Origin of the sequence: Actinomadura sp. HBU206391 (genome assembly GCF_014323665.1) — a bacterium.
Taxonomy (GTDB): Bacteria; Actinomycetota; Actinomycetes; order Streptosporangiales; family Streptosporangiaceae; genus Actinomadura_C.
The window spans coordinates 1-24136 of sequence record NZ_JABVEB010000032.1; the positions used below are offsets into that span (position 1 = coordinate 1).

At 67.7% G+C, this 24136-nt stretch carries 20 protein-coding genes and 2 pseudogenes; 4 read left to right on the forward strand and 18 right to left on the reverse strand.

Annotated features, from left to right (window positions below):
- From HKK72_RS13555 to HKK72_RS39840, 7 genes and pseudogenes are all read right to left on the reverse strand, one after another.
- The coding region (locus HKK72_RS13555) for an IS3 family transposase (protein ID WP_187234695.1) at positions 1-699 on the reverse strand (699 nt) is incomplete at its 3' end.
- Complete coding sequence (locus tag HKK72_RS13560; protein WP_187234696.1) at positions 696-989, reverse strand: transposase; 294 nt, start codon at positions 987-989, stop codon at positions 696-698. The genes HKK72_RS13560 and HKK72_RS13555, both read right to left, overlap by 4 nt.
- Before the next feature lie 140 nt (positions 990-1129).
- Positions 1130-1942, reverse strand: coding sequence for an ABC transporter permease (locus tag HKK72_RS13565; RefSeq protein WP_187234697.1), 813 nt, complete (start codon positions 1940-1942; stop codon positions 1130-1132).
- A complete protein-coding gene (locus HKK72_RS13570; protein WP_187234698.1) occupies positions 1939-2871 on the reverse strand; it encodes an ABC transporter permease in 933 nt (310 codons plus the stop codon). The genes HKK72_RS13565 and HKK72_RS13570 overlap by 4 nt, the downstream gene beginning before the upstream one ends.
- A 4-nt stretch (positions 2872-2875) precedes the next feature.
- Positions 2876-4381: an ABC transporter substrate-binding protein gene (locus tag HKK72_RS13575; protein WP_187234699.1), complete on the reverse strand. Its 1506-nt coding sequence runs from the start codon at positions 4379-4381 to the stop codon at positions 2876-2878.
- Between the two features lie 693 nt (positions 4382-5074).
- Positions 5075-5314, reverse strand: a pseudogene (gene rpsN, locus HKK72_RS13580) (30S ribosomal protein S14); the annotation flags it as partial.
- Positions 5315-5735: 421 nt separating this feature from the next.
- Positions 5736-6017, reverse strand: coding sequence for a hypothetical protein (locus HKK72_RS39840; protein ID WP_222720665.1), 282 nt, complete (start codon positions 6015-6017; stop codon positions 5736-5738).
- Positions 6018-6124: 107 nt separating this feature from the next.
- Here HKK72_RS39840 and HKK72_RS13590 point away from each other — a divergent pair.
- Positions 6125-6532 (forward strand): annotated as a pseudogene (locus HKK72_RS13590) (choice-of-anchor M domain-containing protein); the annotation flags it as partial.
- A 314-nt stretch (positions 6533-6846) separates the two neighbouring features.
- Here HKK72_RS13590 and HKK72_RS13595 read toward each other — a convergent pair.
- From HKK72_RS13595 to HKK72_RS42135, 6 genes are all read right to left on the reverse strand, one after another.
- The gene (locus HKK72_RS13595) at positions 6847-7293 is read right to left on the reverse strand and encodes a DUF6069 family protein (protein WP_222720666.1); all 447 of its coding nucleotides are present in this window, start codon (positions 7291-7293) and stop codon (positions 6847-6849) included.
- A gap of 296 nt (positions 7294-7589) precedes the next feature.
- Positions 7590-8612, reverse strand: a complete 1023-nt coding sequence (locus tag HKK72_RS13600) for an RNA polymerase subunit sigma-70 (RefSeq protein ID WP_187234702.1) — start codon at positions 8610-8612, stop codon at positions 7590-7592.
- Positions 8613-9545: 933 nt separating this feature from the next.
- Positions 9546-10928, reverse strand: coding sequence for an NAD-dependent succinate-semialdehyde dehydrogenase (locus HKK72_RS13605; RefSeq protein ID WP_187234703.1), 1383 nt, complete (start codon positions 10926-10928; stop codon positions 9546-9548).
- A 415-nt stretch (positions 10929-11343) separates the two neighbouring features.
- Positions 11344-12177: an LLM class F420-dependent oxidoreductase gene (locus HKK72_RS13610; RefSeq protein WP_315987228.1), complete on the reverse strand. Its 834-nt coding sequence runs from the start codon at positions 12175-12177 to the stop codon at positions 11344-11346.
- Positions 12178-12407: 230 nt separating this feature from the next.
- Positions 12408-13367, reverse strand: a complete 960-nt coding sequence (locus tag HKK72_RS13615) for a DUF5996 family protein (protein WP_187234705.1) — start codon at positions 13365-13367, stop codon at positions 12408-12410.
- Between the two features lie 312 nt (positions 13368-13679).
- On the reverse strand, positions 13680-14198 hold the full coding sequence (locus tag HKK72_RS42135; RefSeq protein WP_187234706.1) for a histone-like nucleoid-structuring protein Lsr2: 519 nt from the start codon (positions 14196-14198) through the stop codon (positions 13680-13682).
- Between the two features lie 114 nt (positions 14199-14312).
- Here HKK72_RS42135 and HKK72_RS13625 point away from each other — a divergent pair, with 114 nt between their 5' ends.
- On the forward strand, positions 14313-14744 hold the full coding sequence (locus HKK72_RS13625; RefSeq protein WP_187234707.1) for an ester cyclase: 432 nt from the start codon (positions 14313-14315) through the stop codon (positions 14742-14744).
- Positions 14745-14802: 58 nt separating this feature from the next.
- On the opposite strand, the gene clpB is transcribed toward HKK72_RS13625, so the two are convergent.
- Genes clpB through dnaK form a run of 4 tightly spaced genes read right to left on the reverse strand, consistent with a single transcriptional unit; the run spans position 14803 to position 20652 of the window.
- Complete coding sequence (gene clpB, locus HKK72_RS13630) at positions 14803-17436, reverse strand: ATP-dependent chaperone ClpB (protein WP_187234708.1); 2634 nt, start codon at positions 17434-17436, stop codon at positions 14803-14805.
- A complete protein-coding gene (locus tag HKK72_RS13635) occupies positions 17427-17765 on the reverse strand; it encodes a chaperone modulator CbpM (RefSeq protein ID WP_187234709.1) in 339 nt (112 codons plus the stop codon). The genes clpB and HKK72_RS13635 overlap by 10 nt, the downstream gene beginning before the upstream one ends.
- The gene (locus HKK72_RS13640) at positions 17762-18733 is read right to left on the reverse strand and encodes a DnaJ C-terminal domain-containing protein (protein ID WP_187234710.1); all 972 of its coding nucleotides are present in this window, start codon (positions 18731-18733) and stop codon (positions 17762-17764) included. The genes HKK72_RS13635 and HKK72_RS13640 overlap by 4 nt, the downstream gene beginning before the upstream one ends.
- Positions 18733-20652 carry a molecular chaperone DnaK gene (dnaK, locus tag HKK72_RS13645; RefSeq protein ID WP_187234711.1) on the reverse strand — a complete coding sequence of 640 codons (1920 nt, stop codon included), beginning with the start codon at positions 20650-20652 and terminating at the stop codon, positions 18733-18735. The genes HKK72_RS13640 and dnaK overlap by 1 nt, the downstream gene beginning before the upstream one ends.
- A gap of 410 nt (positions 20653-21062) precedes the next feature.
- Between dnaK and HKK72_RS13650 the strand changes: the two genes are divergently transcribed.
- Both HKK72_RS13650 and HKK72_RS13655 read left to right on the forward strand, forming a co-directional pair.
- Positions 21063-21659, forward strand: a complete 597-nt coding sequence (locus HKK72_RS13650; protein WP_187234712.1) for a nucleotide exchange factor GrpE — start codon at positions 21063-21065, stop codon at positions 21657-21659.
- A gap of 68 nt (positions 21660-21727) precedes the next feature.
- Entirely contained in the window at positions 21728-23422 is a 1695-nt protein-coding gene (locus tag HKK72_RS13655; RefSeq protein WP_187234713.1) for an FAD-dependent oxidoreductase, read from the forward strand.
- Positions 23423-23454: 32 nt separating this feature from the next.
- Here HKK72_RS13655 and HKK72_RS13660 read toward each other — a convergent pair whose 3' ends face one another.
- The gene (locus HKK72_RS13660; RefSeq protein WP_187234714.1) at positions 23455-23976 is read right to left on the reverse strand and encodes a phosphate-starvation-inducible PsiE family protein; all 522 of its coding nucleotides are present in this window, start codon (positions 23974-23976) and stop codon (positions 23455-23457) included.
- Positions 23977-24136 lie beyond the last annotated feature (160 nt).

The following is a 24136-nucleotide window of genomic DNA, read 5'->3' on the forward strand; positions in this document are numbered from 1 at the left end:
GCAGATCCCGGTCCGTCCGACCGATTGCCGAAGTTTATGCTCCTTCAGGGTTCTGGCGAACCGGCTGGACGTGTAATTGCTTCCGCGATCCGAGTGGAAGACCGCATCGCCGGTGAGCTCGTGGTTGCGGGCGGCCATTTCGATGGCCTTCTCGATGAGCGGGGTCTTGTAGTTGTCGTCCATCGCCCAGCCCACCACGGCTTTCGTGTGGCAGTCGATGACGGTCGCCAGGTAGACCCATCCTTCCCACGTCGGAATGTAGGTGATATCGCCGACCAGCTTCCGGCCGGGGGCGTCCGCGGTGAAGTCGCGTTGGAGAAGGTCGGGAATGTGATGTTCCTGGCCGTCGTGCTCGGTGAGGCTGAACCTCCAGGGCTTGGGCTGGCAGGGCTCCAGGCCCAGCTCACGCATGAGGGACCGGACGAGCTCCGGCCCACACCGCACGCCCCAGGCGGTGAGGTCGGCGTGGACCCGCCGGTACCCGTAGGTCCCATCGGAATCGTCAAAGGACCTGGAGACGAGCAATTTGAGTTCCTCGCGGCGTCCGGCGGTCGCAGATACCGGCCGGTTCCTCCATTCATAGAACCCGGAGCGGGATACTTCCAGGAGCGCGCACATCCCGACGACGGAGAGCGCGGATTCAATGTTCGTGGTGTAGGCCGCGTGCTGTGCGTCGATGAACTCGAACTTGTCACTCACCGATGATCTTTGGCAAAGTACGCCGCGGCTTTTTTCAGGAACTCGTTCTCCAGCCGGAGTTCCCGGGCTTCGCGTTCCAGCTCACGGAGCCGGGCTCGCTCACTCACCGTCAGGGCCGGCTCCTCGCCGGCATGCTCACGCCGATAAACATTCACCCAGTTCCCAAGAGTCGCCTCGTGGATGCCGAGTTCCTTCGCCACCTGCGCGATCGGACGCGATGTCTCGATCACCAGCTTCACGGCCTCTTCCCGAAACTCGGGTGAGTAACTCTTCCTAGATCTCGCCAACACATTCCCTTTCAGACGACCCCAATCTTAGTGGGGTCACTGTCCGGAAGACTCGGGGCACCCCAGATCCTCTTGCGCGCACGCATCCACCGCAGGGGGCTCGGAACTGGTTGATGTCGATGGGTGCTTGATCAGCTGTGTGGTCAGGGGGGTTTGTGGTTTGGTGTGCGTTCGCGCAGGGCGTCGGTGATCAGCATGATGCTCAGGCTGGTCAGGGCGATCGCGATTGAGGGTGCGATGGCGAGTCGGGGAGAGGCGATGAGGTGCGGGGTCGCTTCGTTGATCATGCCGCCCCAGTCGATGTGCGGTGGGGGGAGGCCGATGCCGAGGAAGCTCAGCGAGGTGGCGGCGATGAGCGCTCTGGCGAAGTCGGCGGTGGCCACCGTGCAGGCCGGTCCGAGAGCGTGCGGTGCGATGTCATGCCGCAGCAGTTGCAGTGTCGAGGCGCCCATCGTCCGGCTGGCCAGCACGTAGCCGGTTATGGCGGTCTGGCGGACGACGGTGCGTACGACTGATGCGCAGCTCACCCATCCCAGTGGTACCAACGCGATGAACAGGGTCGTGTGTCCGGATGGGAGCTCCCCGGAGAGGACGAGCGCGAGGGTGAGACCCGGCAGCGCCAGTGCGATGATCGAGATCTGGCGCAGTACCCGGTCCGGCCAGCCGCCGGCCAAGCCCGCGATGGCGCCGGTGACGGTGCCGATCGCGGTGGTGACGGTTGTGACGGCGAGTGCGAACAGCAGGGACGTACGTCCTGCGGCAGCCGTGCGAGTGAGCAGGTCGCGGCCGAGCTGGTCGGTTCCGAGCCAATGGAGTGGACTCGGCGGCAGCATCGCGTTCATCGGGTCGGGTCGGTAGGGGTCATGGGGGGAGACCAGGGGCAGGGTGAAGCAGCCGAGCGCGACGACGGCGAGCGTGACCGCTCCGGCGGTCAACGCCGTCGGCGGGCGGGTCATCGGGTCTTGTCCCGTAGGCGCGGATCCATCAGGGTGACGCACGCATCGGCCAGGGCCAGGACGAGCACGGTCGCCGCTGCGGCGAAAAGCACATATCCCTGAACTATCGGGATGTCGCGCTGCCGGACCGCGGTGACCGCGAGCTGGCCCACGCCTGGCCAGTTGAACAGCGTCTCGACGACGACCGCGCCACCTGCCACCTCGGTGAGCGCCACTCCGGCGGCGCTGATCGCTGCGGGTGCCGCGGCGGGCAGAGCGTGAAAGAGGGTCGCCCGCCGGACGGTCAGGCCCTTGGCGAGAGCGAGCGCCATGAAAGGGCTGCCGTGCACGGCCGCGAGATCTGAACGCAGCAGGCGCATGAGCGGCGCCGCGGTGGCGATGCCGAGCGTGAGGCCGGGCAGGACCAGCCCTTCGGCCGTGGTGTCACCGCCGGTGGGAAAGATGCGCACCTCGACGGCCAATACGCTGATCAGCAGGATGCCGAGGACGTAGGGCGGGACGGCCGCGACGGCCAAGGTCAGGGCCCGGGTGATTCGGCCGAGGGCAGCGTGTGGTCGTGTCTGCGCGCGCACGGCCATCACCACCGCTAAGACGAGCGCGATGAGGAATCCCACGCCCGCCAGACGCAGCGTGGCCGGTGCTCGCGACAGAATCTGTGGTGCTACCGGAGTTCCGTCGGCATAGGACCGTCCGAAATCGCCCCGCAGCACGCCGCCGAGCCAATGGAGATACTGGACGGCCAGGGGCCGGTCGAGCCCGAGTTCGGCGCGCAGCGCGGTGACGCTTGCCTGAGTGGGCTGAATACCGCCCCGGCGGAGGAGTTCTTCCGCCGGGTCACCTGGCGCCAGTGACGTGAGAGCGAACGTCAGTACCGACACCGCGAGCAGCGCAAAAGCCGCCCCGGCCGCCCGCGAGCACGCGAAGGTCACCTTCTCAGCGCGCCGGTGCGATCTTGGCCAGGTCCACCAGGTAGCAGGCGTCCTGGGTGAGGCCGGTGACCGCGTTGCTCGTCACCACCGGGTTGTCCTGGTAGGCCACGGGAATCATCGGACGGTCGGTGGCCAGCATTCGTTGCACTCTCCAATACAGATCGCGGCGTTCGGCGGTGTCGGCGGTGGCGGCGGCCTGGTCGATGAGGCGGTCGAAGTCCTCGTTGTTGTAGCCGAGTTTGCGCTGGCGGTTCCAGTCGGCGTCCGAGCGCAGGAAACGGCGGAACAGGTAGTCGGGATCGCCGTTCGGGACGCTGTAGGCGCTGAGGAACATGTCGTAGTCCCCGGCCTCCATCGTCGTCTTGGTCGCCTCGATCACGTTCACCCGGGCCGGAAGGCCGACCTGGTCTAGGGCGGACCGCAGCACCTCGGCGACGTCGGTGTAGGGGAACTGCCCGGCTTCGGCCGAGGAGATCAAAATGGTGACCGGACGGCTGGGGCGGCCCGCCTGCGAGACGAGCCGACGGGCGCGTTCTGGGTCGTATGCGGTGCGTGCTGCCGGGTCGGCCAGGTCACCGAAGACCGGTGACAGAAACGACGAGCCGGGGCCGGCCGTGCCCGCCAGAAGGTTCTTCGCGATGGTCGTGCGGTCGATAGTGAGATCGACCGCTTCGCGGAGCCGGGGGTCGGCGAAGGGCGGTCGTGAGGAGTTGAAGGTCAGGTAGTGGGTGAGCACGGACGGTGTGCGCGTGACCCGGAAGCGTCTGCCGGCGGCGACGGCGCTGACCTGCCCGGTGAGCAGAGCCCCCTTGTCGATCAGTCCGTCCACCTCACCGGCCCGCAACGCCGCCACCCGCGCATTGGCGTCGGGGATCGTCTTGACCACCACCTTCTTCATGGCGGGCTTCCCGCCCCAGTAGTAGGGGTTCGCGGCGAGCTCGACACGTTGTCCTTTGGACGAGGAGACGAGCGTGTACGGGCCGGTGCCCACCGGCTTGCCCGCGAAGCCGCCATCGGCGTCGAACGCCGACGGCGCCTGGATCATGCTGTAGAAGTTGGCGAGCCTGGCCGGCAGGTCGGCCACCGGATCAGCAAGCTCGAACACCACCGCACCTGCGTCGGCGCGCACCTCCCTCAACCTTCCGTAGGCGGACTCCATACCGGCATCGAGGCTGAAGAACGGTGACTGCTTCGGTGCGAGCCGCTGGAATCGTTCGATGTTGGCGACCACCGCCTCGGCCGTCAAAGGGGTGCCGTCGCTGAACCGCACACCGCCACGCAGCTCGAAAGTCCACCTCCGTCCATCGGCCGACAGCCTCCAGCCGGTGGCGAGGGCAGGTGATGGTTTCAGTTCGGCGTCCAGTGTGACCAGTGGTTCCCACACCCGCAGCGCCTGATGGGTGAAGTAAGGGTCGTCAGGGCCGGCGAACAGGTCACGCGGCGCGGCCAGGGTCAACTGCCCGCTCTGGGCCAGCGCGGGAGTACTGGACCCGTCGGCACATGCCGGCATCAGGCCGATCAGACCTGCGACCAGCAGGATTCCGCACCGAGTCCACGATGAGGCTCCGGTTCGGCCAAGACCGGTGCGGCGATCGGCTGACGGCCGGATGCAGCGGAATTCCAGGACAGAGGACAGGGTCTGGTGCACGAGCCTCATCACCCAGCCCCCAGGCAGCGGACGGTCCCGGCGAGCCGGATAGCGGATGACGACACAGACTTTCCCTCCCAAACTGATGCACCTCGGGCACCCGCATCATGCTCGCGAGGGAAAATGATTGTCAATTTCATCTGATGGTGCCCGGGATGAGTTTGATGGCAGGCCCGCGAGGGTGCTTGACGGACGCGTGTGCCGGACGGATCGATACCGCTCCCCGCTCAATTCTGGGTGCGAGGGCGTGGTCGCACGGGCGACGTTGGGTGTCCAGGAAGGCCACGGCCGGGCGGAGGCCGTCGAGCCCGTCCGCATACGACGCGTGATGCGGGCCGGCCAGCCGAAATGATCGGCGAGTGATCGCCATCGGTCTCACCAGCCTCCCGCGTGGGCCTGACCGCGACGTCCGATCCTCGCTGTCCTAGCCCCTTCAGCACATGCTCGCTGACGAGGCTAGGACGCAGCAGGGGCACCACGCGGGGGTCGGGCCTCGCCCCGCTGCCAGGGCAGTGGTCTCGTTATTTGTCGATGCGGTGATCGCTTTCGTCTGTGCTACCAGCTGGATTTGGTGATGCCGGGCAGTTCTCCCCGGTGGGCGAGTTCACGGAACCGTACGCGTGATAGTCCGAACTTGCGTAGGTGGCCACGGGGCCGGCCATCGATGGAGTCGCGGTTGCGCAGGCGGGTCGGACTCGCGTCGCGCGGCTGGCGTCGAAGTTCGGTGGCCGCTGCCGAGCGGATTTCCGCGGATGCGCGGGGGTCCTCGATGATCCTCTTCAGTTCCGCCCGGCGTGTGAACGTCGCTCAGAACTCGCCGGGGGACCGGTTCCGGCGGCGCGTCCTCGGCCGTCGCCGGGGCGGTGCCGGTCAGCCCGGCCCCAGCGACCAGGGCCGCCACGCCCGCGATGCCCAGCAGCCGGCGCAACACCGACCTATGGCTTCCTCTCACAGTTCTCCTTCGTCCTGCCTTGTCAACGCCGCCATCAGGGACGGAAAGCGCCAGAGGGTCCGCAGCCCCCGATCACAGGAGATGTCCGGACAAAGCTACAGGAATCGATTATCATTATCATTATCATGATGTCCAGTTCGGGGCCGCGTGCGGTCGGCGCAAGAGTCGACCCGGCGAACTTGAAGGCGATAACCATTTTCGACATGTTCTGGGAACCTATAAGCACCAGCCAAGTAGCCCCCAGTGCGCAGACGTTCCGCCGCTCTAGCCGCCGCCACCGCCGCAGTCATCGTTCTGGTCGGTGTGTCGCCGGCCTCGGCGGGCACCCGCATCGTGCTCGAGAAGGGACATGTCGACGTCGTCGACGTCGAGTACGAGGACGGCGCCTTCGAACTGCACGTCCACGACGAAGAAGCCGATGCCGAACACGACCCGGCCGATGTCGTGTTCCGGGCACTGCCCGATCGTCTTGCTGGCCGGGCTCACCAACACCCCGGCACACGCCGCGGTGACGCTCACCAGCGGCCACGTCGACGTCCTCGACATCAACCACGCCGCCGGCAACCTCAACCTCAAGGTGCAGGACGAGACCACCCGGGCAACCCCGTGGCGCGCAATCCCGCGGACGTCATCTTCCAGGTCCCGCAGCCGCAAAGATCACCGTGCCCAGCGGTGCCCAATGGAGCTTCCTCTGCCCGGCCGGATCCACCGCCTGGGTGCTCCCGCAAAGCCAGGTCGCCGGATTGCTATGGGCCGGCTGGAACGCCACCGACGTCGGCACCGGAGTGTTCTCGGGCAGCCTCAGCCTGCAGCTCGTCAGCGTCACCGGCGGCCAGTTCAGCGTCTACCAGACCGCGCTCGGCGCGCCCACCGTCCTGTTCCATAGCCGGGCGAGCGGACCCGACACCCAGAACCTCGCACCGGGTGCCCACACCCACCGCAACTGGGCGTTCAACACCGCCACCACCTACAAGATCACCTTCAGAGTGTCCGGCACCCTGGCCGGCACCAGCACCGTCAAGAGCGCCCAGGACACCGTCACCTTCCAAGTCCTCAAATGAGGTTCATCACGTTGCGTCAGCACCGAACCTTCCGTTGCCTCGTACGGCGGCCACCCAGCATCACCGGCCGCCGTACGGGGCGGCGCGCGTTGGCGCCGCTCGTCAAAGGCTGGCTCCCCATACCCTGGGCCTGGACACCTCCGGTCGGGCGCTCATCAGAACGTCGCGAGCCTCCGATTCCTGGTGAGCCCTACCTCCGGTGCCCGGCGCGTCGCAAAGCCGAAAGGAACCTGGAATGGAGGGTGGCAGCACCGGGGCCACGTTAGTGCGCTCGCGCACGCCCTCGCGCCGTGCGTTGTCCCGTTGCGGGATCGTCAATCGGTCCGGGTGCGGAGGCTCCGCGCCAGGGTGGGGATCATCACCGCCGCAGGGACGAGGTGTAGCCCGAGGAGGGCGGTGGTGGTGGCGGTGTTTGCCCCGGAGAGGAGGGGCGGGACCAACGAGATCGCGGTCAGCGACACTGCCGTCCACACGAATCGCTCGGCGGGGCGAGCGCTCCAACGAAGAAGAGCGGCGGCAATGACGATGCCCACGACCGAGAAGAAGCCGGTCACCACGGCGAACCCGGACAACGGGATCGTCTCGCCACCATCGGGGACCTCGAAGCCGACGCCAACGGCCTGGGCAAGCGCAGCGGCGAGGGTGGTGGCCACCGTCGCTGCGAGCGTGGCAATGAAGCCGGTGACGGCGAGCCCGCGGAGTCGGTAGGTGTGGCTGGTCTGGCCCGATGCCGTGCCTGCGACGCCCCCGGTGTCATTCATGCTGTTCATGTCGTTCCTCCATCATTGGGCAACTGGCGTACGGGTGTGTTGACCGGCATGTGACGGTCCTGGCCCTGGGCGTGACGATGCGCACCCTCGCCGTGCGACGGCCGGGGTTCCGCAGGGCGCGGACGCCGTTGCCGCGGAGCCAGAACCCGGCGTCGCGTCCGAGGACCGGCCCGGCTCGCCGTCGCGCAGCTCCAGCTGCACCCGCCCGCGGGTGACGACGCCGAACGCGTCGCACCACTCCGCCGCGACAACCGTGACCCTCACGCCGCCGCGCAGCGCGAGCGTCCTCACCTCGACTGGTCCGTGCCCTCCGTAGGCAGGCGCTCCGGCAGCCCGAGCCGCGGGAACTGGTCGTCGTGGAAGATGACGATCTCGGCGATCGCCCCGCCGGTGACGCGCAGGACGTCGATCGTGAGCGGCAGATACGCACCCTCCTGCTCCCGCCAGAGGTAGAAGGCGACGGCGGGCTGCCGGTTCACCGAGGTGAGGACGGCGCGCAGGCGTCCCATGTCCTCGAAGCCGTCCTCGACCCAGTCCCGCACCACCGCGTCGCGGCCGACGAACAGGCCCGGCGTGGGCGGCATCGAGCAGCGGACGTCGTCGCGCAGCAGTGCGGCGAGCCCCTCGATGTCCGTGGCCACGCTGGCGTCGGTGAAGCGGCGCACCAGCTCGCGCGTCCCGGCGTCCTCCTCGCCGCCGGTCCAGTCCTGCCGCTCGGCGGGCAGGTGCTCCCGCATGCCGGCGCGGGCCCGCTGCAGCGCGCTGTTCACGGAGTTGACGGAGTCCCCGAGGAGCTCCGCGACGTCCTTCGCCGGCCAGCCGAGCACGTCCCGCAGGATCAGCACGGCCCGCGGGCGCGGCGCGAGGTGCTGGACTGCGACCAGGTACGCCAGCTCGATCGTCTCCCGCGCGACGGCGACGGTCTCCGGCTCGTCCGCGTCGCCCGCGGGCAGCTCGTCGAGCAGCCGGTCCGGGTAGGGCTGCAGCCACAGCACCTCGCCGCCGGTCGCAGGCTCGGGGCGGCACTTGGCGAGCAGGTCCAGGCAGGCGTTGGTGGCGATCCGGTACAGCCAGGCCCGGAACGTCGACCGCCCCTCGAAGGTCTCCCGCCGCCGCCAGGCACGGAGGAATGTCTCCTGCACGGTGTCCTCGGCGTCCTCGAACGACCCGAGCATCCGGTAGCAGTGCACGTGCAGCTCCCGCCGGTGCCGCTCCGCCAGCCCCGAGAACGCCGGCTCGTCGACCTCGCCCAGCCCGCCCTCGCCCAGCCCGCTCACGCCCAGCTCCTCCAGCCGCGTGTCCGCACTCATCACGTCATCCTTCCGCCTCGTCGTGTCCCGTCGTAGGTGTGACGGGTGCGGGCGCGACAACTCATCACAAGGGTCGGTCGGCATGGCTGATCCGGTGGCGGAGCACGACGCGCGGTACGGCGAGGAGGGCGCGGGTCCGCCGGAGTGGGTGCGGGGGGTCGCCCGGTTCACGACGACGCGGCGGGCATGGACGCACGAGCACGGCACGAGGTCCACTGAAAAGGATGGGCTTGATCTTGAAGCCGAGACCCGGCCTTCGACGCTGGACTCCCGCAGTCGTGGTCGCGCACAGCCTGAACCAGATCGGGTCTTACGAGATCACCGTCGCGGCCAAGCGCGGCCCCGCAGTGCTGGCCCACGAGATCGTCCGACGGTCGTTGCCGCGCTATAGCGACATGCTCCGCCGCCCCGCGGTGGCCCATCGAGGCGCTGCTCGCCGCGCCCGTACCGGCGGCCGGGCCGACGGTCGGCGAGGGGGAGCCGGTCACGGAGGAGTGGACCGCGACCAGGGGCGAGGGCTTCAGGGTCATTCCGCCCTGGGAGAGCGATCACCTCACGGGTTGTACGGGCCCGAATGGAATGAGGCGGGGGAGGCCGCCGAGGAGCACCTGACCTGCCTCGTACAGGAATTGGACCGCCATTGGGGTGCCCACCGGCGGCTGTCCATGCGGGTGGTGCTTTTCGGGACCAGGCGGGCGATCCCATGCCGCCGCTGTTCCAGGCGCTGTGCGATGCGGACTGCTACGGCGATCTGGCGGTGTGGGGGTCGGTCGGTGGCCGCCGGCCCGGACGCCGGACGCCTGTGAGTCGCAGTCTCCGTCGACCAGAGCGACGGCGACGCCCCGATGACCATAACGGCCGCCGTCAGCGACCGGCCGATCACGGAACTGGAGGAACAGCCGTGAGTGACGCGCTCGCCTCCCCACAGGCTCGTTACGGTGACGCGTCGATAGGGACGACGTCGATCAGCTTCTTGTTGACGAACTCCTGAATGCCGAGCCAGGACAGCTCCCGGCCGTAACCGGACTTCTTTACGCCGCCGAAAGGCAGTTCGGGCGCGGTCCAGGTGGGATGGTTGATGAAGATCATGCCGCTCTCGATGCGCTCGGCGATCGCCTTGCCGTGCTCGATGTCGGACGTGAACACCGACCCGCCGAGACCGTAGTCGGTGTCGTTGGCGATGGTGATGGCCTCCTCCTCGTCCTGGATGCGGAAGAACATCGCCACCGGGCCGAAGAGTTCTTGCCCGTACACCGGATTCTCCCTGGTCACGCCGGTGAGGATCGTCGGCTGGATGAATGCTCCAGTGGTCGGCACGGGGTCGCCCGCCGGGATCGCCTGGGCGCCGTGCTCGATCGCTTCCGCTATCTGGGCCTTGAGGGTGTCCGCGGCGTGCTGGGAAGACATCGGCGGGAGTGTGGTCTTCTCATCCATCGGGTCTCCGGCGGTCAGCCCGCTGAGGGCGGCCCTGAACTCTTCCAGGAACTTGTCGGCGATCTGCTCGTGGACGAGGAGCCGCTTGGAGGCCACGCAGCATTGCCCGCAGTTGTTCATCCGGCCCCACACCGCCCAGTGAACGGTCCTGCCGAGGTCGGCGTCGGGCAACACGATCAGTGGATCACTGCCGCCCAGCTCCAGGGTGGTCTTCTTGATCGCCTTGCCGGCGCGGGCCGCGACGACGCTTCCCGCCGCCTCGCTGCCGGTCAGTGCCACGCCCTTCACGCGTGCATCGTCGATCACTCTCCCGACCTGCTCCTTGGTGACGTAAAGGTTCGTGTAGACGCCGTCCGGGGCACCGGCCTCGCGGTAAAGGCGCTCGAAGGCCAGTGCTGACTGCGGCACGCTCGACGCGTGTTTGACCATGACGACGTTGCCCGCCATGACGTTGGGAGCCGCGAACCGGGCCAACTGGTAGTAAGGGAAGTTCCACGGCTGTACCCCGAACAGAACGCCCAGCGGGCTGTTGACGACGACCGCTTCGCCCTCTCGCGTGTCGAGGGGGACCGGCTCCAGGAAGCGCTCCGCGTTGTCCGCGTAGTAGTCGAAGATGTCGGCCGTCAGGTCGACCTCCTCGAGGCTTTCACCGATCAGCTTGCCCATCTCCATGGTCAGCAGGCGGGCGAACTCGTCCGGCCGCTCACGCAGGATCTGAGCCGCGCGCCTAGTGACGGCCGCACGCTCATCGAAGGTCTGTCGCCCCCACGTTTCGTACGTCGCCTGGGCACGCGACAGGGCGTCCTCTAGTTCTGCGTCGCTGATCTCAGGGAACGACGCGAGAACCTGGCCGTTATATGGATTCACTGACTGGTAAGACATCTGTCTCCCCCTTCGCGAGCCGAGCTCCTGCCCGCCGGCGTCGTGCGCCCCGGCCTCGGACGACCCAGAGATCCGCGCCGTCGCGGGTCGGCCAGGTCGAGGAGCCATTCGGTGGCCGGTGCTCGCGTGGACGGTTAAGGGGCGACGCCTGACAGGCATGGGTTCCGCCGCATCGACACCGAAGCCGGTGAGGCGGCGAAATCACGATGTCGCATGGACTGAGCGGCGCGAGGTGCCGTCGGGCCATGCCTGCTTCCGCTTATCCCACTATGCCACCCTCGGATCTGCCCGTCGTCACAGGTGGGGCGGGGTGCGTCGAGGGGAACGATCGCGCGGTGCCGATCCGGCGGCCATCGCGGTCCCGCCGCCCATGGCACCGGCCGTCATCTATCGGATGCCGGCAGAGGACCTCTCGTCATGGCGTGAACGACCGGGCGACGGCCGCCAACTCGTCCAGCGTCCGGCAGGTCTCCTCGAGTGGAAGCGTGGGCAGATCGAACAGCACCTGATCTGCGCCGACGTCCGCCAGCCGCGCGACGATCTCATGATCGCCGGGCACGGCGTAGACCGACACGGGGATACGCGCTCGCCCGGCCTCCACCGCGCGCCGCTCCAGCTCCGTGATTCTGCGTGCGATCTCATCGACCCCCAGGCCGTAGGTCGGCATCCAGCCGTCACCGTACTCCAGGACGCGATCAAGGGTCCTTGGCCCGTTGCCGCCCATGATGATCGGCGGATGCGGTCGTTGCACAGGCTTGGGCCAGCAGAAGATCGGATCGAAGTCCACGAAACTACCGTGGAATTCGGCCTGGTCCTTGGCCCAGATCTCTTTCATCGCGAGGACCCGTTCACGCAGCAGCGCCGTGCGGGTCTTCGGATCGGTGCCGTGGTCGCGCATCTCCTCGCGATTCCAACCGGCACCCACACCGACGACGATCCGTCCGCCGGAGACATGGTCCAGGCTGGCGATCTCCTTGGCCGTGGTGATGGGATCACGTTCGACCAGGAGGAGGACCCCGGTGCCGACCAGGAGCCGCTCGGTGACCACGGCCGCCGCCGTGAGGGTCACGAACGGATCGAACGTCCGGTAATACTTTCTCGGAAGTTCATCGACCTCGGGCCACTGCGATTCCCGCTTCACCGGGATGTGGGTGTGTTCGGCGACGAACACCGACTCGAAGCCGCGCTCCTCGAGCGCACATCCCAGGCGCGCCGGTGCGATGCCCTCGTCGGTGACGAACGTCGCCACGCCGAATCTCATTGGCCCCCCGATCCCCCAATTGATTCCTTCCAGGGCGCCCCCACCAGCAAACCGACCGGCCGAACGACATTGCCTGAGGGCAAGCCCTCGGCGAGCCTTTGCGCTCTCCAGGGACAGCGCCGAGATCAGCGGCTCCTCAGCCCATGGCCGCCTAGGCCCGGTGACCTCCGCGCGACGGCGGTCTCGCGTTCACCCAGGGAACAGGCGCGCCGCCACGACTAAGGGCACCGTGGGTTGCGCGCGTGCGCGGGGAAGTAGGTCGACTCGAAGTCGGCCATCTGCCAGCCTGCCGTGATCCCCCCGGCCTCGTAGGCACTCTGCAGGAAGGTCAGAAGGGTGCGGCGCGGGTCGGCGCTCGTGCGCACGTCCTCCCAGGCGAGGATCGCCCGGTGGGTGCCGTCGCAGAAGGGGATCCACCTGGCCTGCTGCGGGCACAGCGGCTGCAGCGTGAGATCAGGCGGTTCGGGCTGGGTGCAGGAGTAAAACGAGGCCTCGGGCTTCCTGTCGTCACCGGGCGACAAGCCGAAGCCGATCATCTCGTGCGTGAACGACTCGACGGTGACCGGGTCAGTTCTTGATCGCTGCGGCGCATGCCGACCGGAATAACGGGTGATCGCCAGGTCCATGCTGTGCCAGAACAGGCGCGCTGGGCTCGTCTTGCCGGAGAACCAGGCTTCGAACTCCTCGAACACCGCGTCCGTCCACGACAGCACCCGCCAGAACCTGCCGACCAGGGCCTCGTCGTACGAGGAGTGCCCGGTGTCCTCGGCGAAGGGGGTCGTCACGGGAACCTCCAGCGGCTTGCCCCCGATCGTGAGATGAACACCCGACCTGTCGAGCAGGCCCAACAGTGCCTCGTGGAAGTCCTTGACCGACAGCCCGTCGTGCAGCGCGAGGCTCTCCGTGCTACCGGCATCGGTACGGACCACGAGCCGGTGGTCGAGGAAGTCGAAGTCGATGGCGAAGCCCAACCCGCCGTAGCGCATCCGGCGCGTGGTCAAGCCCCGGATGGTGAGGAAGAGCGGGACATTCGACCAGTGGTCGTGCGGCGCCGTCGCGGCCAACCTGATCTGGCCCATGATCTGACAGTAGAGGTGCAGCGTGACCTTGGTCGGCCACCAGGCGGCCAATGGCAGCGGGGGAAGGACCTCCGCGACACCGGCCTGATCTCCGTGCACCTCCGGTCGTTACCCCGCTGACCAGCGGGTAAACAGCGGTACCTCCTGGTGAGCGACTCTCGTCGTCCCGACGACCGGGAATCATCCCCTGCCGTAACTCGCGTACGCGGTTGTGCGCCTCGGTGACGCCGTCGTGACGGTGACGACCTCGTGGCGTTCGCACGGTCATCCTCGGGGCATGCCGACGAGGAAGGGAGGGGTGATGCATTCGAACGCGTATTCAGCAGCCACGAGTTGCACGGGTGGTATGCGACAAACAGGGTGCACATCGCGGCAACACTGTTCATCGGCGACCGAAGCGCTAACTGCTCACTATGGCGAAGTCGTTGTGGCCGTTGGGTGGCCTAATGGCGATTTTGGAAAAGGAATCGGCGCCTGGTTGGGAGCCGACCCCTTTCGACCGCCGCAGGGATCGCCAGCAGTCACCGAGCCGCGTGCGAAGAACGCATAGTTGTTGGTACTTTGGAATATGGGCCGTGGGACCGTCTTGGACGCCTTGGCCTGGCTAGGATTACCTGCCTTGTAGGCTTCGACGACCTGGGTGGAGACCGGGCCGCGGTCGTTCACCGTGATGCCGTGCTGCTTGGCCCAGGTACGGATGTCTGCGGACCGCTCCCGGGAGTGAGCGGTCCGGCCAGTCGCCTTTCTTGGACGGCCGGCCTGGCGAGCGGCGGGTTTGCGGGCCTTCTCAACATACGGCGCGAGGCTTCTGCGCAACTCGTTCGCATTGTCTGCGCTGAGATCGATCTCGTAGGTGACGCCGTCGTGCGCAAATGACACCGTCTCATCGGCAAGGAGGACGGCTGCAACAAGATCGTTATCGTTATCCAACCCTGCTGAAGCCAGCCTGACCGGCCCTGATGAAGGGGTCTCGAGACCCGCCCACGGAACCGCCCGCCCGGGCCGGGGTGGCTTGTTGGTGGTCGCATCGGCGAGGAGGCATTCGTGTCAGATGCCCGAGAGGTAAAAGAGAGACTGTTCCGAGCGCTCAACGCCCATGACCTGAGCGGGGTGCTGGAGTGCTACAGTCCCGACGCCGTCCTCGTGTCGCCGGCCGGGATCGCCGAGGGCCGTGACCAGATCGCCTGGTACTACGAACACTTCCTGGTCGCCTTCGCGGACTATCGCATCACCGCCTGGCAGCACCTGCCGTGCGGCGACACCGTCCTCGACATCGCCGTCAACGAATGGACGATCTCCGGTACCCACACCGGGCCCTTCATTCTCCCGGACGGCCGTACGGCGGAGGCCACCGGCCGCAAGATCGCCGTCCGTGGCGCCGGCCTGTGCGCGATCGAGAACGGCGAGGTCGTCACCAACCGTGAGTACTACGACCAACTGGAGCTGTATACCCAGCTCGGCTTCGGCCTGACCTGACGGCGGCCTCTGATGGCGGCCTCTGACGGCGGCGCACCCTTGTGTTCGGCTGGCCTCTTCACGCGGCTCGTGCGGCGTGGATGGGGTTGTCGAAGGTGAGGTGCGGTTCGCCGTGCTTGGCGTCGATGTGGATGATCGCGCCGTCTTGGATGTCTCCGGACAGCAGGGCGCGTGCGACGCGGGTTTCGATCTCGCGGGCGATGTAGCGGCGTAGTGGGCGGGCGCCGTAGACGGGGTCGAATCCGGCCTGTGCGATGAGTTTGCGTGCGTCTTCGGTGGTGTTCAGGGTGATGCGGCGGTTGGTGAGTCGTGCTCGCAGGTCGTTGAACATGAGTTCGACGATTTGTTCGATCTCGGGTTGGGTGAGGGGCCGGAACATGACGGTCTCGTCGATGCGGTTGAGGAATTCGGGTCGGAAGTGGCTGCGTAGTTCGGCCATGACGCGGTCGCGTGCGGTCGGTTCGATCTGGCCGTCGTGCTGGAGTCCTTCGAGGAGGTATTGCGAGCCGGTGTTGGAGGTCATGATGATGACGGTGTTGCGGAAGTCGACGGTATGGCCCTGTGCGTCGGTGAGGCGTCCGTCGTCGAGGATTTGGAGCAGGGTGTTGAAGACGTCGGTGTGGGCTTTTTCGATCTCGTCGAAGAGCACGACGGAGTAGGGTTTGCGGCGTACCGCCTCGGTGAGCAGGCCGCCTTCTTCGTAGCCGATGTAGCCGGGCGGGGCGCCGACGAGGCGGCTGACGGTGTGTCGTTCCTGGTATTCGCTCATGTCGATGCGGACCATGTTGTCCTCGGTGTCGAACAGTGCCTCGGCCAGTGACTTGGCCAGTTCGGTCTTGCCGACTCCGGTGGGGCCGAGGAAGATGAACGATCCGATCGGGCGGCGTGGGTCTTTGATGCCGGCCCTGGCTCTGATGATCGCGTCGGTCACGAGTTGTACGGCCTCGTGCTGGCCGATCACGCGTTCGTGGAGCACTTCGTCCAGGCGCAGCAGTTTTTCCCGTTCGCCCTCTTTGAGGCGGTCGATTGGGATGCCGGTCCAGCGCGAGACGATGGTTGATATCTCCTCTTCGGTGACGACTTCGCGGAGCAGTCGGTGGCCGCCCTGTTTGGCGGCGAGCCGTTCCTCTTCGGCGGTCAGCCGGCGCTGCAGTTCGGGGAGTTTGCCGTGTCTGAGTTCGGCGGCGCGGTTGAGGTCGTATTCGCGTTCGGCGCGTTCGGCGTCCTGGCGCAGTTGCTCGATCTCCTTGCGCAGTGCCTGAACCTGGCTGAGCGCGTGCCGCTCGGCTTCCCACTGGGCGCGCATCGCGTCGGTCTCGGCGCGCAGGTCGGCGAGTTCGGCGCGCAGTTCCTCCAGCCGTCGTCTGCCGGCCTCGTCGCTTTCCTTGGCGAGCGCTGCTTCCTCGATTTCCAGGCGGCGCACCCGGCGGGTCAGCTCGTCGAGTTCGGCGGGCATGGAGTCGATCTCGGTGCGGAGCATCGCGCAGGCCTCGTCGACGAGGTCGATGGCCTTGTCGGGTAGGAAGCGGTCGGAGATGTAGCGGTGGCTCAGCACGACCGACGCCACGATGGCGCTGTCTTGGATCTTCACGCCGTGGAAGACCTCCAGTCGTTCCCGCAGGCCGCGCAGGATCGAGATGGCGTCCTGTTCGGACGGTTCGTCCACCAGTACCGGCTGGAAGCGCCGCTCGAGCGCGGCGTCCTTTTCGATGTGCTTGCGGTACTCCTGGACCGTCGTCGCGCCGATCAGGTGGAGCTCGCCGCGGGCCAGCATCGGCTTGAGCATGTTGGAGGCGTCCATCGCCCCCTCGGTGGCGCCCGCGCCGACCACGGTGTGCACCTCGTCGACGAACAACAGGATCCGGCCCTGGGAGGCGAGTACCTCGTTCAGGACCGCCTTGAGCCGTTCTTCGAACTCGCCGCGGTACTTCGCGCCCGCGATGAGCGAGCCCATGTCCAGGCTGAAGACCGTTTTGTCCTTCAGCCCTTCGGGCACGTCCCCGCGGGCGATGCGTTGCGCGAGTCCCTCGGCGATGGCGGTCTTGCCGACTCCGGGGTCACCGGTCAGCACCGGGTTGTTCTTGGTCTTGCGGGACAGGATCTGGATGACCCGGCGGATCTCGGTGTCGCGGCCGATGACGGGATCGAGCTTTCCGGCCTCGGCCTCGGCGACGAGGTCGCGCCCGTACTTGTCCAGGGCCTCGTAGGTGACCTCCGGCATCGCCGACGTCACCCGCTGGCTGCCGCGGATGGAGGTCAGCGCCTGCAGGAAGGCGTCGCTGGTCAGCCCGTGCTCTTGCAGCAGGCGGCCAGCGGGGGTCTGTGGACCCTCTTCCAGGAGCGCGACCAGCAGATGTTCGACCGAGACGTAGTCGTCCCTGAGCCGTTTGGCCTCGCTGCCCGCGGCCTCCAGCAGCCGCGACAGCCGCTGGGTCACCCGGATCTGCCCGGGCTCCACACCGGGTCCGCTCACCCGCGGCCGTTTGGACAGCTCCGCCTCGAGCTCCTCGCGCAGCCGGTCCACATCGGTTCCGGCGGCGGCCAGCAGACGCGGCACCAGACCGGCCTCCTGGTCCAGCAACGCCAGCAGCAGATGCTCTCCGTCGACCTCGGTGTGCCCGAAGCGAAGCGCTTTGGTCTGCGCGTCGTGCAGAGCCTCCTGCGATTTCTGTGTCAACCGGTTCAGGTCCACGATGAGCCTCCAGTGCGTCCAGAGCGGCGCCGCAGTGCCGCCTCGAGGTCGGCGATGCGGTCGAGCAGGTCGCATACCAGCCCGACGGCGGCGTAGTTGAGGCAAAACCCGGCGCGCAGCCGTTCGATCCGGGCCACCTCGGCCAGTTGCTCCGGGGCGAACCACAGGTGACCGGCGGCGTCCCGGTACGGCTCCAGCAGGCCGAGCGCCACCAGGCGCCGCACCAGATCGGGATGCAGCCCTGCCCGGCCGGCGAACGATTCCAGGTCCAGGCGCGGCGGCCCGACGAGCGAGTATCTACCGATCTTCGTCCGCACGAGCGCTCTCATGATCGCTTCCTCGGGTCGAAGTCCGAGGTGGCGGCGAGCTCCTCGAACAGGCGCCGCTCCTTTGGACTGAGCTTCGAAGGCACCATGATCTTGACCTCGGCGTACAGGTCACCCGGGGCACCACGCGGGTTCGGCAGACCACGCCCGCGCAACCGCAACCGCCGCCCACTGGACGTGCCCGGCGGAACCTTCACCTTCGCCTCACCGCCAGGGGTATCGAGCGGAACGGTCGCGCCGAGCGCCGCCTCCCAAGGCGTCACCGCAAGATCGACATGGACGTTCCGCCCCTCCACCCGGTATCTCGGGTGAGGGACGATCCGCGCGATGAGATACAGGTCACCGGACGGAGCGCCGTCGCTGCCATGACCACCCTGACCAGCGAGCCGGATCCGCTGACCATCGGTCACACCCGCCGGAATGTCGACCTCGAGCGTCCGGCGTCCGCCCAGACCCTCGATGGTGATCGTGCGCTCCCCGCCGCGGTAGGCCTCCTCGACGCTCAACTCGATCCCGACCTCCTGATCGGCACCCGGCACCGGACCCCACCCACGGCCCCCACGGCCGCCGAAGATGCCGCCGAACAGCTCCTCGAGATCGACCTCCTCACCCATACCCGCGCCGAACCCGGCGCCTCCGCCGCGCCACCCGCCGCCCCGGCCCGCACCGGCGCCCGCCCGGGCCCGCCGCCGGCCCGCACCCGCCCGAGCCCGCGCCCAGGTCTCGGGATCCACATCCGGCGGCACCTGCCGGAAATCCGGGCCGAACGCGTCATACCGCCGGCGGGTCTCGGGATCGGACAGAACCGAGTAGGCCTCCGAGACGTCCTTGAAACGGTCCTCGGCCGAAGGATCCTTGTTGACATCCGGATGGTACTCACGGGCGAGCTTGCGATAGGCCCGCTGGATCTCCTCCTGGCTGGCGTTCCTCGGCACGCCAAGGGTCCCGTAGAAGTCACCGCTCCCAGGCATCAGTCTGTCGTGAAGTCGGCGTCGATGACGTCTTCGTCGGTGCCGGCCTGGCCGGGCCCTTGCGGGCCGGCGCCTTGGGGGCCGGCTCCCGGTGGAGGCTGTCCGGGGGTGGGGCCCCGCTGGCCCTGTCTGGCGGCCGTGAGCGCGCTGTGCACCTGCTGGAGTTCGCTGGTGAGGGTGCGGATGCGGTCGAGCGGCGCCTCTTCCTTGACGGCCTGCCGGGCGTCGGCGATGAGCATGTCAGCACGGGCCTTCTCGTGGACCGGCGCTTGGTCTCCGAGCTCGGACAGGGCGCGTTCCACCTGGTAGGCGATGGTGTCGAGCTCGTTGCGGGCATCGATGACCTGGCGGTGGCGGGTGTCCTCGGTGCGGTGCTGCTCGGCGTCGTCGACCATGCGCTGGATCTCGCTCTGGTCGAGGTTGCTGCTCTCGCTGATGGTGATGTGCTGTTCACGACCGGTCTGCTGGTCCTTGGCCGTGACGTTGAGGATGCCGTTGGCGTCGATGTCGTAGGTGACCTCGATCTGCGGCGTGCCCCGAGGAGCGGGCGGGATCTCATCGAGGCGGAACCGCGCGAGAGTGCGGTTGTCGGCCGCGCGCTCGCGTTCGCCCTGCAACACCACGACGTCGACGGCCGGCTGATCGTCCTCGGCGGTGGAGAAGGTCTCGGTGCGGCGGGCGGGGATGGTGGTATTGCGTTCGATGACCTTGGTGGTGACGCCGCCGAGGGTCTCGATGCCCAGCGACAGCGGGGTGACATCGAGAAGGAGGACGTCCTTGATCTCGCCCTTGAGGACCGCGGACTGGATGGCAGCGCCCAAAGCGACGACCTCGTCGGGGTTGACGCTCATGTTGGGGTCCTTACCGCCGGTGAGGCGCCGGACGAGGCCCTGCACCGCGGGCATGCGAGTGGAGCCGCCGACGAGGATGACCTCGTCGATGTCGTCGGCGGTGACCTTGGCATCGGCCATGGCCTGCTGCACCGGGCCCATCGTCCGCTCCAGCAGGTCGGCGGTGAGCTGTTCGAAGGTGGACCGGCGCAAAGTGGTGTTGAGGTGCTTGGGACCGCTGGCGTCGGCGGTGATGAACGGCAGGCTGATCTGCGTCTGGGTGACGCTGGAGAGCTCTACCTTGGCCTTCTCGGCGGCTTCGAACAGCCGCTGCAGCGCCTGCGGGTCCTGGCGCAGATCGATACCGGTATCGCCCTTGAACTCCTCGGCGAGCTGGTCGACGATGCGCCGGTCGAAGTCGTTGCCGCCGAGGTGGGTGTCGCCATTGGTGGCCCGCACCTCGACGATGCCCTCGCCCACGGTGAGGATCGACACGTCGAAGGTACCGCCGCCGAGGTCGTAGACGAGCACGGTCTCGTTCTCCCGCTTGTCCATTCCGTAGGCCAGCGCGGCGGCGGTCGGCTCGTTGATGATGCGCAGCACCTCGAGTCCCGCGATGCGCCCGGCGTCCTTGGTGGCGTGACGCTGGGCGTCGTTGAAGTAGGCCGGAACGGTGATGACCGCCTCGGTCACCTTCTCCCCCAGCTGCCGGGCGGCATCGTCGGCGAGCTTGCGCAGGATCTGCGCAGCGATCTCCTCGGGCGCGAAGAGCTTGCCGTCGATGTCGAACCTCACCGCACCCTCAGGGCCGGGCACCACGTCATAGGTCACCGTCTTCACCTCGGATTCGACCTCTTCGTAGCGGCGCCCGATGAAGCGCTTGACCGCTGAGATCGTCCGCTTGGGATTCAAGATGGCCTGCCGCTTGGCCAGCTGCCCGACGAGACGTTCCCCAGCGTCGGTGAACGCCACCACCGACGGCGTCGTCCGCTGCCCCTCCGCGTTCGCAATCACCTCGGGCTGACCGTTCTCGACCGTCGCGATCACCGAGTTCGTCGTGCCCAGATCGATCCCCACTGCCTTCGCCATCACACATCCCCCGAACGCGAGTCGAATCTCATCTCACCTCCATGCTCAGGAGCAGAGGGTGAGAGCGAATCACCCCTATCGGGCGATACGCCGCCCAGCATCGCCCGGTCCGCCAAGGGACCGCGATGGTACGGCCGACCGGTGGCCCACCTCAGCCACGACCCCGGACCCGACCCGGCAGGGTGGACACCAGGTCGGCGGGATGCCAATGTGGAAATACAGATGAGCTTGTCTAAGCCGACCGAATATCGACCCGGTCGGCGATGCCCTACCCGGAACGGCGATCACCCCGCCGCGATCGCGGGCGATCGGGCCCAGACGATCCGAAACGATCTGAACGCCGATACAACCGGCCCCAGGGCCCTTGAAAACGACAACGTCATCGACGCTTCACCACGGACCGATGCAGCATGAGCGATCAGAATGCCAGGACGCCCGACCCCGTGACCACCTCCCCACAGCGCGACCAGCATGCTCCCCCCACGACCACACCCCAGGGCGATGCCGAGCCCACCTCAGACCGGACACCCGCAAAGGACGAGGACACAGGGGTCGGGCAGGAGCCCGACCTGCAGGCGCGGATCACCGAGCTCGAGGACCTGCGCCTGCGGGCGCTCGCCGACCTCGACAACTACCGCAAACGCGTCGACCGCACCATGGAACGTGTAGTCGCCGAAGAACGCGCCCAAGGCGCCTCCGAATGGCTTCCGATACTCGACAACCTCGACCGCGCCCTCTCCCACACCGACCCCGATACCGAAGACCCCCTCGCCCAGGGCATCCGGGCAATCCGCGATCAAGCCATCGGCATTCTCGCCCGGCTGGGCTTCCCACGCCAGGAACAGGTGGGGATCCCCTTCGACCCGATCCATCACGAAGCAGTGAGCACCGTCAACGACCCCGACCACCCCGAAGGAACAGTGATCCAAATCATCCGCCCCGGCTACGGCGACGACCACCGCCAACTCCGCCCCGCATCCGTCGTGGTGGCGACCAGGGACGACTGACCTCTCCGGGCCGACCGGCTCGGGTGACAGGCGCGCGGCCGAAGCCGCGGAATCGACGGGCAGTTGCAATGACGACGGCAGAGCAGGCACCGCTCCGTGAGACGCCCGACTCCTACGGGGCCTATCCGCGGCTGACCGAGGAGCAGATCGAGCTGCTCGCGCGGTTCGGGGCACGGCATCCCAAGCGGGCGGGCGAGACCCTCTACCGAGAAGGCGATCAGGCCTGCGACTTCCACGTCATCCTCAGCGGCAAGGTCATGATGGTCGAGGGTTACGGCCTGGAGGACCGTGTCATCAGCGTGCACGGTGCGGGACGTTTTCTCGGCGAACTCAACCTGCTCACCGACCAGGCGGTGCTCTTGACGGCCGTCATGGGCGAGCCCGGCGAGGTCCTCACCGTTCCGGTGGCGCACCTGCGTGACCTCGCCATGCAGGACCCGAACCTCGGAGACCAGATCATGCGGGCCTGCCTCATCCGCCGCTCGATCCTGATCGGGCTCGGGACCGGTTTCCGCATCGTTGGTTCCCGCTACTCGCCCGACACCCGGCGCCTTCGCGAGTTCGCGGCCCGCAACAGGCTGCCGCACCGGTGGATCGACCTCGAGCAGGACAAGGGGGCCGAGGCGGTGCTGCGCAGGCTGGGCATCACGCCGGAGGAGACGCCGGTCGTCATCCTGGGCGCAGAGCACGTACTGCGTAATCCCACCAACGCCGAGCTGGCGCGAGCGCTCGGGCTACCGGCGCCGTGCGCCGGCAACGACGTGTGCGACCTCATCGTGGTGGGCGCCGGACCGGCGGGCCTTGCCGCGTCCGTCTACGGGGCCTCGGAGGGGATGGCGACGGTCGCACTCGACGCGGTGGCGACCGGTGGCCAGGCGGGGACCACCTCCCGGATCGAGAACTACCTCGGCTTCCCCGCCGGGATCTCCGGCTCCGAGCTGGCCGACCGTGCGGTCATCCAGGCTGAGAAGTTCGGCGCGCGCATCAGCGTGCCGGCGGACGCCACGGCGTTGGAGGAGCACGAGGGCTACCACGCCGTCCGGCTGAGCGACGGTACAACGATCACGGGCCGTACGGTGGTGATCGCGACCGGCGTCTGCTACCGCCGGCTTCCGCTGCCCCGCCTGGAGGAGTTCGAAGGCGTCAGCGTCTACTACGCGGCGACCGTCGCTGAGGCGCAGTCTTGCCGCAATGATCCCGTCGCCGTCGTGGGCGGCGGAAACTCCGCTGGGCAGGCGACGCTCTTCCTCGCCCAGCACTCCGCGCCGGTGCGGCTGCTGATCCGCGGCGGGGACCTGGCCAAGGACATGTCGCGCTACCTCGTCGACCGGATCGAGCACTGCCCACAGGTCGAGGTACTGCTGCACACCGAGGTCCGGGAGCTGATCGGAGAGAAGGGCAGCCTCGAGGCGCTGAAGGTGGAGAACAACCAGTCCGGAGAACGCTCGATGTTCCAAGCACGAGCACTCTTTGTGTTCATCGGCGCCACACCGCACACGGACTGGCTGGCCGGGCAGCTCTCCCTCGACGACCACGGCTTCGTGCTCACCGGACCCGCCGCCGATCCTACGGGAGAGGAGAACCCGTCGCGGATCGGTCGCGCACCGCTCCCGCTCGAGACCAGCAGACCGGGCGTGTTCGCGGTCGGCGACGTGCGCAGCGGATCGATCAAGCGGATGGCGTCGGCCGTCGGCGAGGGGTCCATGGCGATCCGCCTCGTCCATGAATACCTGCAAGGAGCCAAGGAGCCCGTGCTCTCCTAGCCGCTCACGGTCAGGACCGGCCACGGGCCGGCTCAGGCCGCAGGGGAGCGACGGCCGGTCCAGCGGGCGACCGCCAGCGCCGCGACCAGCAGGAAGATCGCGGCGGCGTCGACGGTCAGCTCCAGTAATTCCCGCTGGCTCTGCAGATGCGTCTCCGGAACGGCCAGGCGCACGACGATCGACAGGATGTGCCGCACGAGCGCGATGATGCCGATGACGATGAAGAACTCGATCTGGATGCCGCCACCGCGCAGGTGGTGCAGCACGGTCACGAAGATCTCCATGATGATCAGAAAGAGGAGCAGCGCCTCGAGTCCGTCGATGAGCCGTTCCAGCCACGGCTCCCGGCTGGTGAAGGTCGTTACGATCGACACGACCAGGACCATGGCCCCGATGACCAGCAACACCAGCGAGACGATGTAGAGCAGCGCGTGCTCGACGGTCACCAGCAGGCGCAGCATCATCGAGTCCGGCGGTACCTCGGTGTGCACGTCCACCCCGGCATCGGTCGGCCCAGAGGGCGATGCCGCCTCACCTTCCGGTTCGCCCGCCATGAGTGCTGCTCCTTCGCCGGCCGGGACCTGGCCCGGCCCGGCTCCCGGCGGTGCCCGGCGGCGCCTCGGCGTGTGCCCGTTCCTCAGCTCGGGTCTACCCGGCCGCAGTGGCGGCCAAGACTCCCACCCTCGGCCGGATCACGGAAACACTCTGGTCAGG

Coding starts and splice junctions, on each gene's coding strand:
- dnaK (WP_187234711.1), bottom strand. CDS start 20,652: ATGGCGAAGGCAGTGGGGATCGATCTGGGCACGACGAACTCGGTGATC.
- HKK72_RS13575 (WP_187234699.1), bottom strand. CDS start 4,381: ATGCCGGCATGTGCCGACGGGTCCAGTACTCCCGCGCTGGCCCAGAGC.
- HKK72_RS39840 (WP_222720665.1), bottom strand. CDS start 6,017: ATGTCGAGGACGTCGACGTGGCCGCTGGTGAGCGTCACCGCGGCGTGT.
- HKK72_RS13650 (WP_187234712.1), top strand. CDS start 21,063: ATGAGCGATCAGAATGCCAGGACGCCCGACCCCGTGACCACCTCCCCA.
- HKK72_RS13635 (WP_187234709.1), bottom strand. CDS start 17,765: ATGAGAGCGCTCGTGCGGACGAAGATCGGTAGATACTCGCTCGTCGGG.
- HKK72_RS13565 (WP_187234697.1), bottom strand. CDS start 1,942: ATGACCCGCCCGCCGACGGCGTTGACCGCCGGAGCGGTCACGCTCGCC.
- HKK72_RS13600 (WP_187234702.1), bottom strand. CDS start 8,612: ATGAGTGCGGACACGCGGCTGGAGGAGCTGGGCGTGAGCGGGCTGGGC.
- HKK72_RS13640 (WP_187234710.1), bottom strand. CDS start 18,733: ATGCCTGGGAGCGGTGACTTCTACGGGACCCTTGGCGTGCCGAGGAAC.
- HKK72_RS13595 (WP_222720666.1), bottom strand. CDS start 7,293: ATGAATGACACCGGGGGCGTCGCAGGCACGGCATCGGGCCAGACCAGC.
- HKK72_RS13655 (WP_187234713.1), top strand. CDS start 21,728: ATGACGACGGCAGAGCAGGCACCGCTCCGTGAGACGCCCGACTCCTAC.
- HKK72_RS13605 (WP_187234703.1), bottom strand. CDS start 10,928: ATGTCTTACCAGTCAGTGAATCCATATAACGGCCAGGTTCTCGCGTCG.
- HKK72_RS13660 (WP_187234714.1), bottom strand. CDS start 23,976: ATGGCGGGCGAACCGGAAGGTGAGGCGGCATCGCCCTCTGGGCCGACC.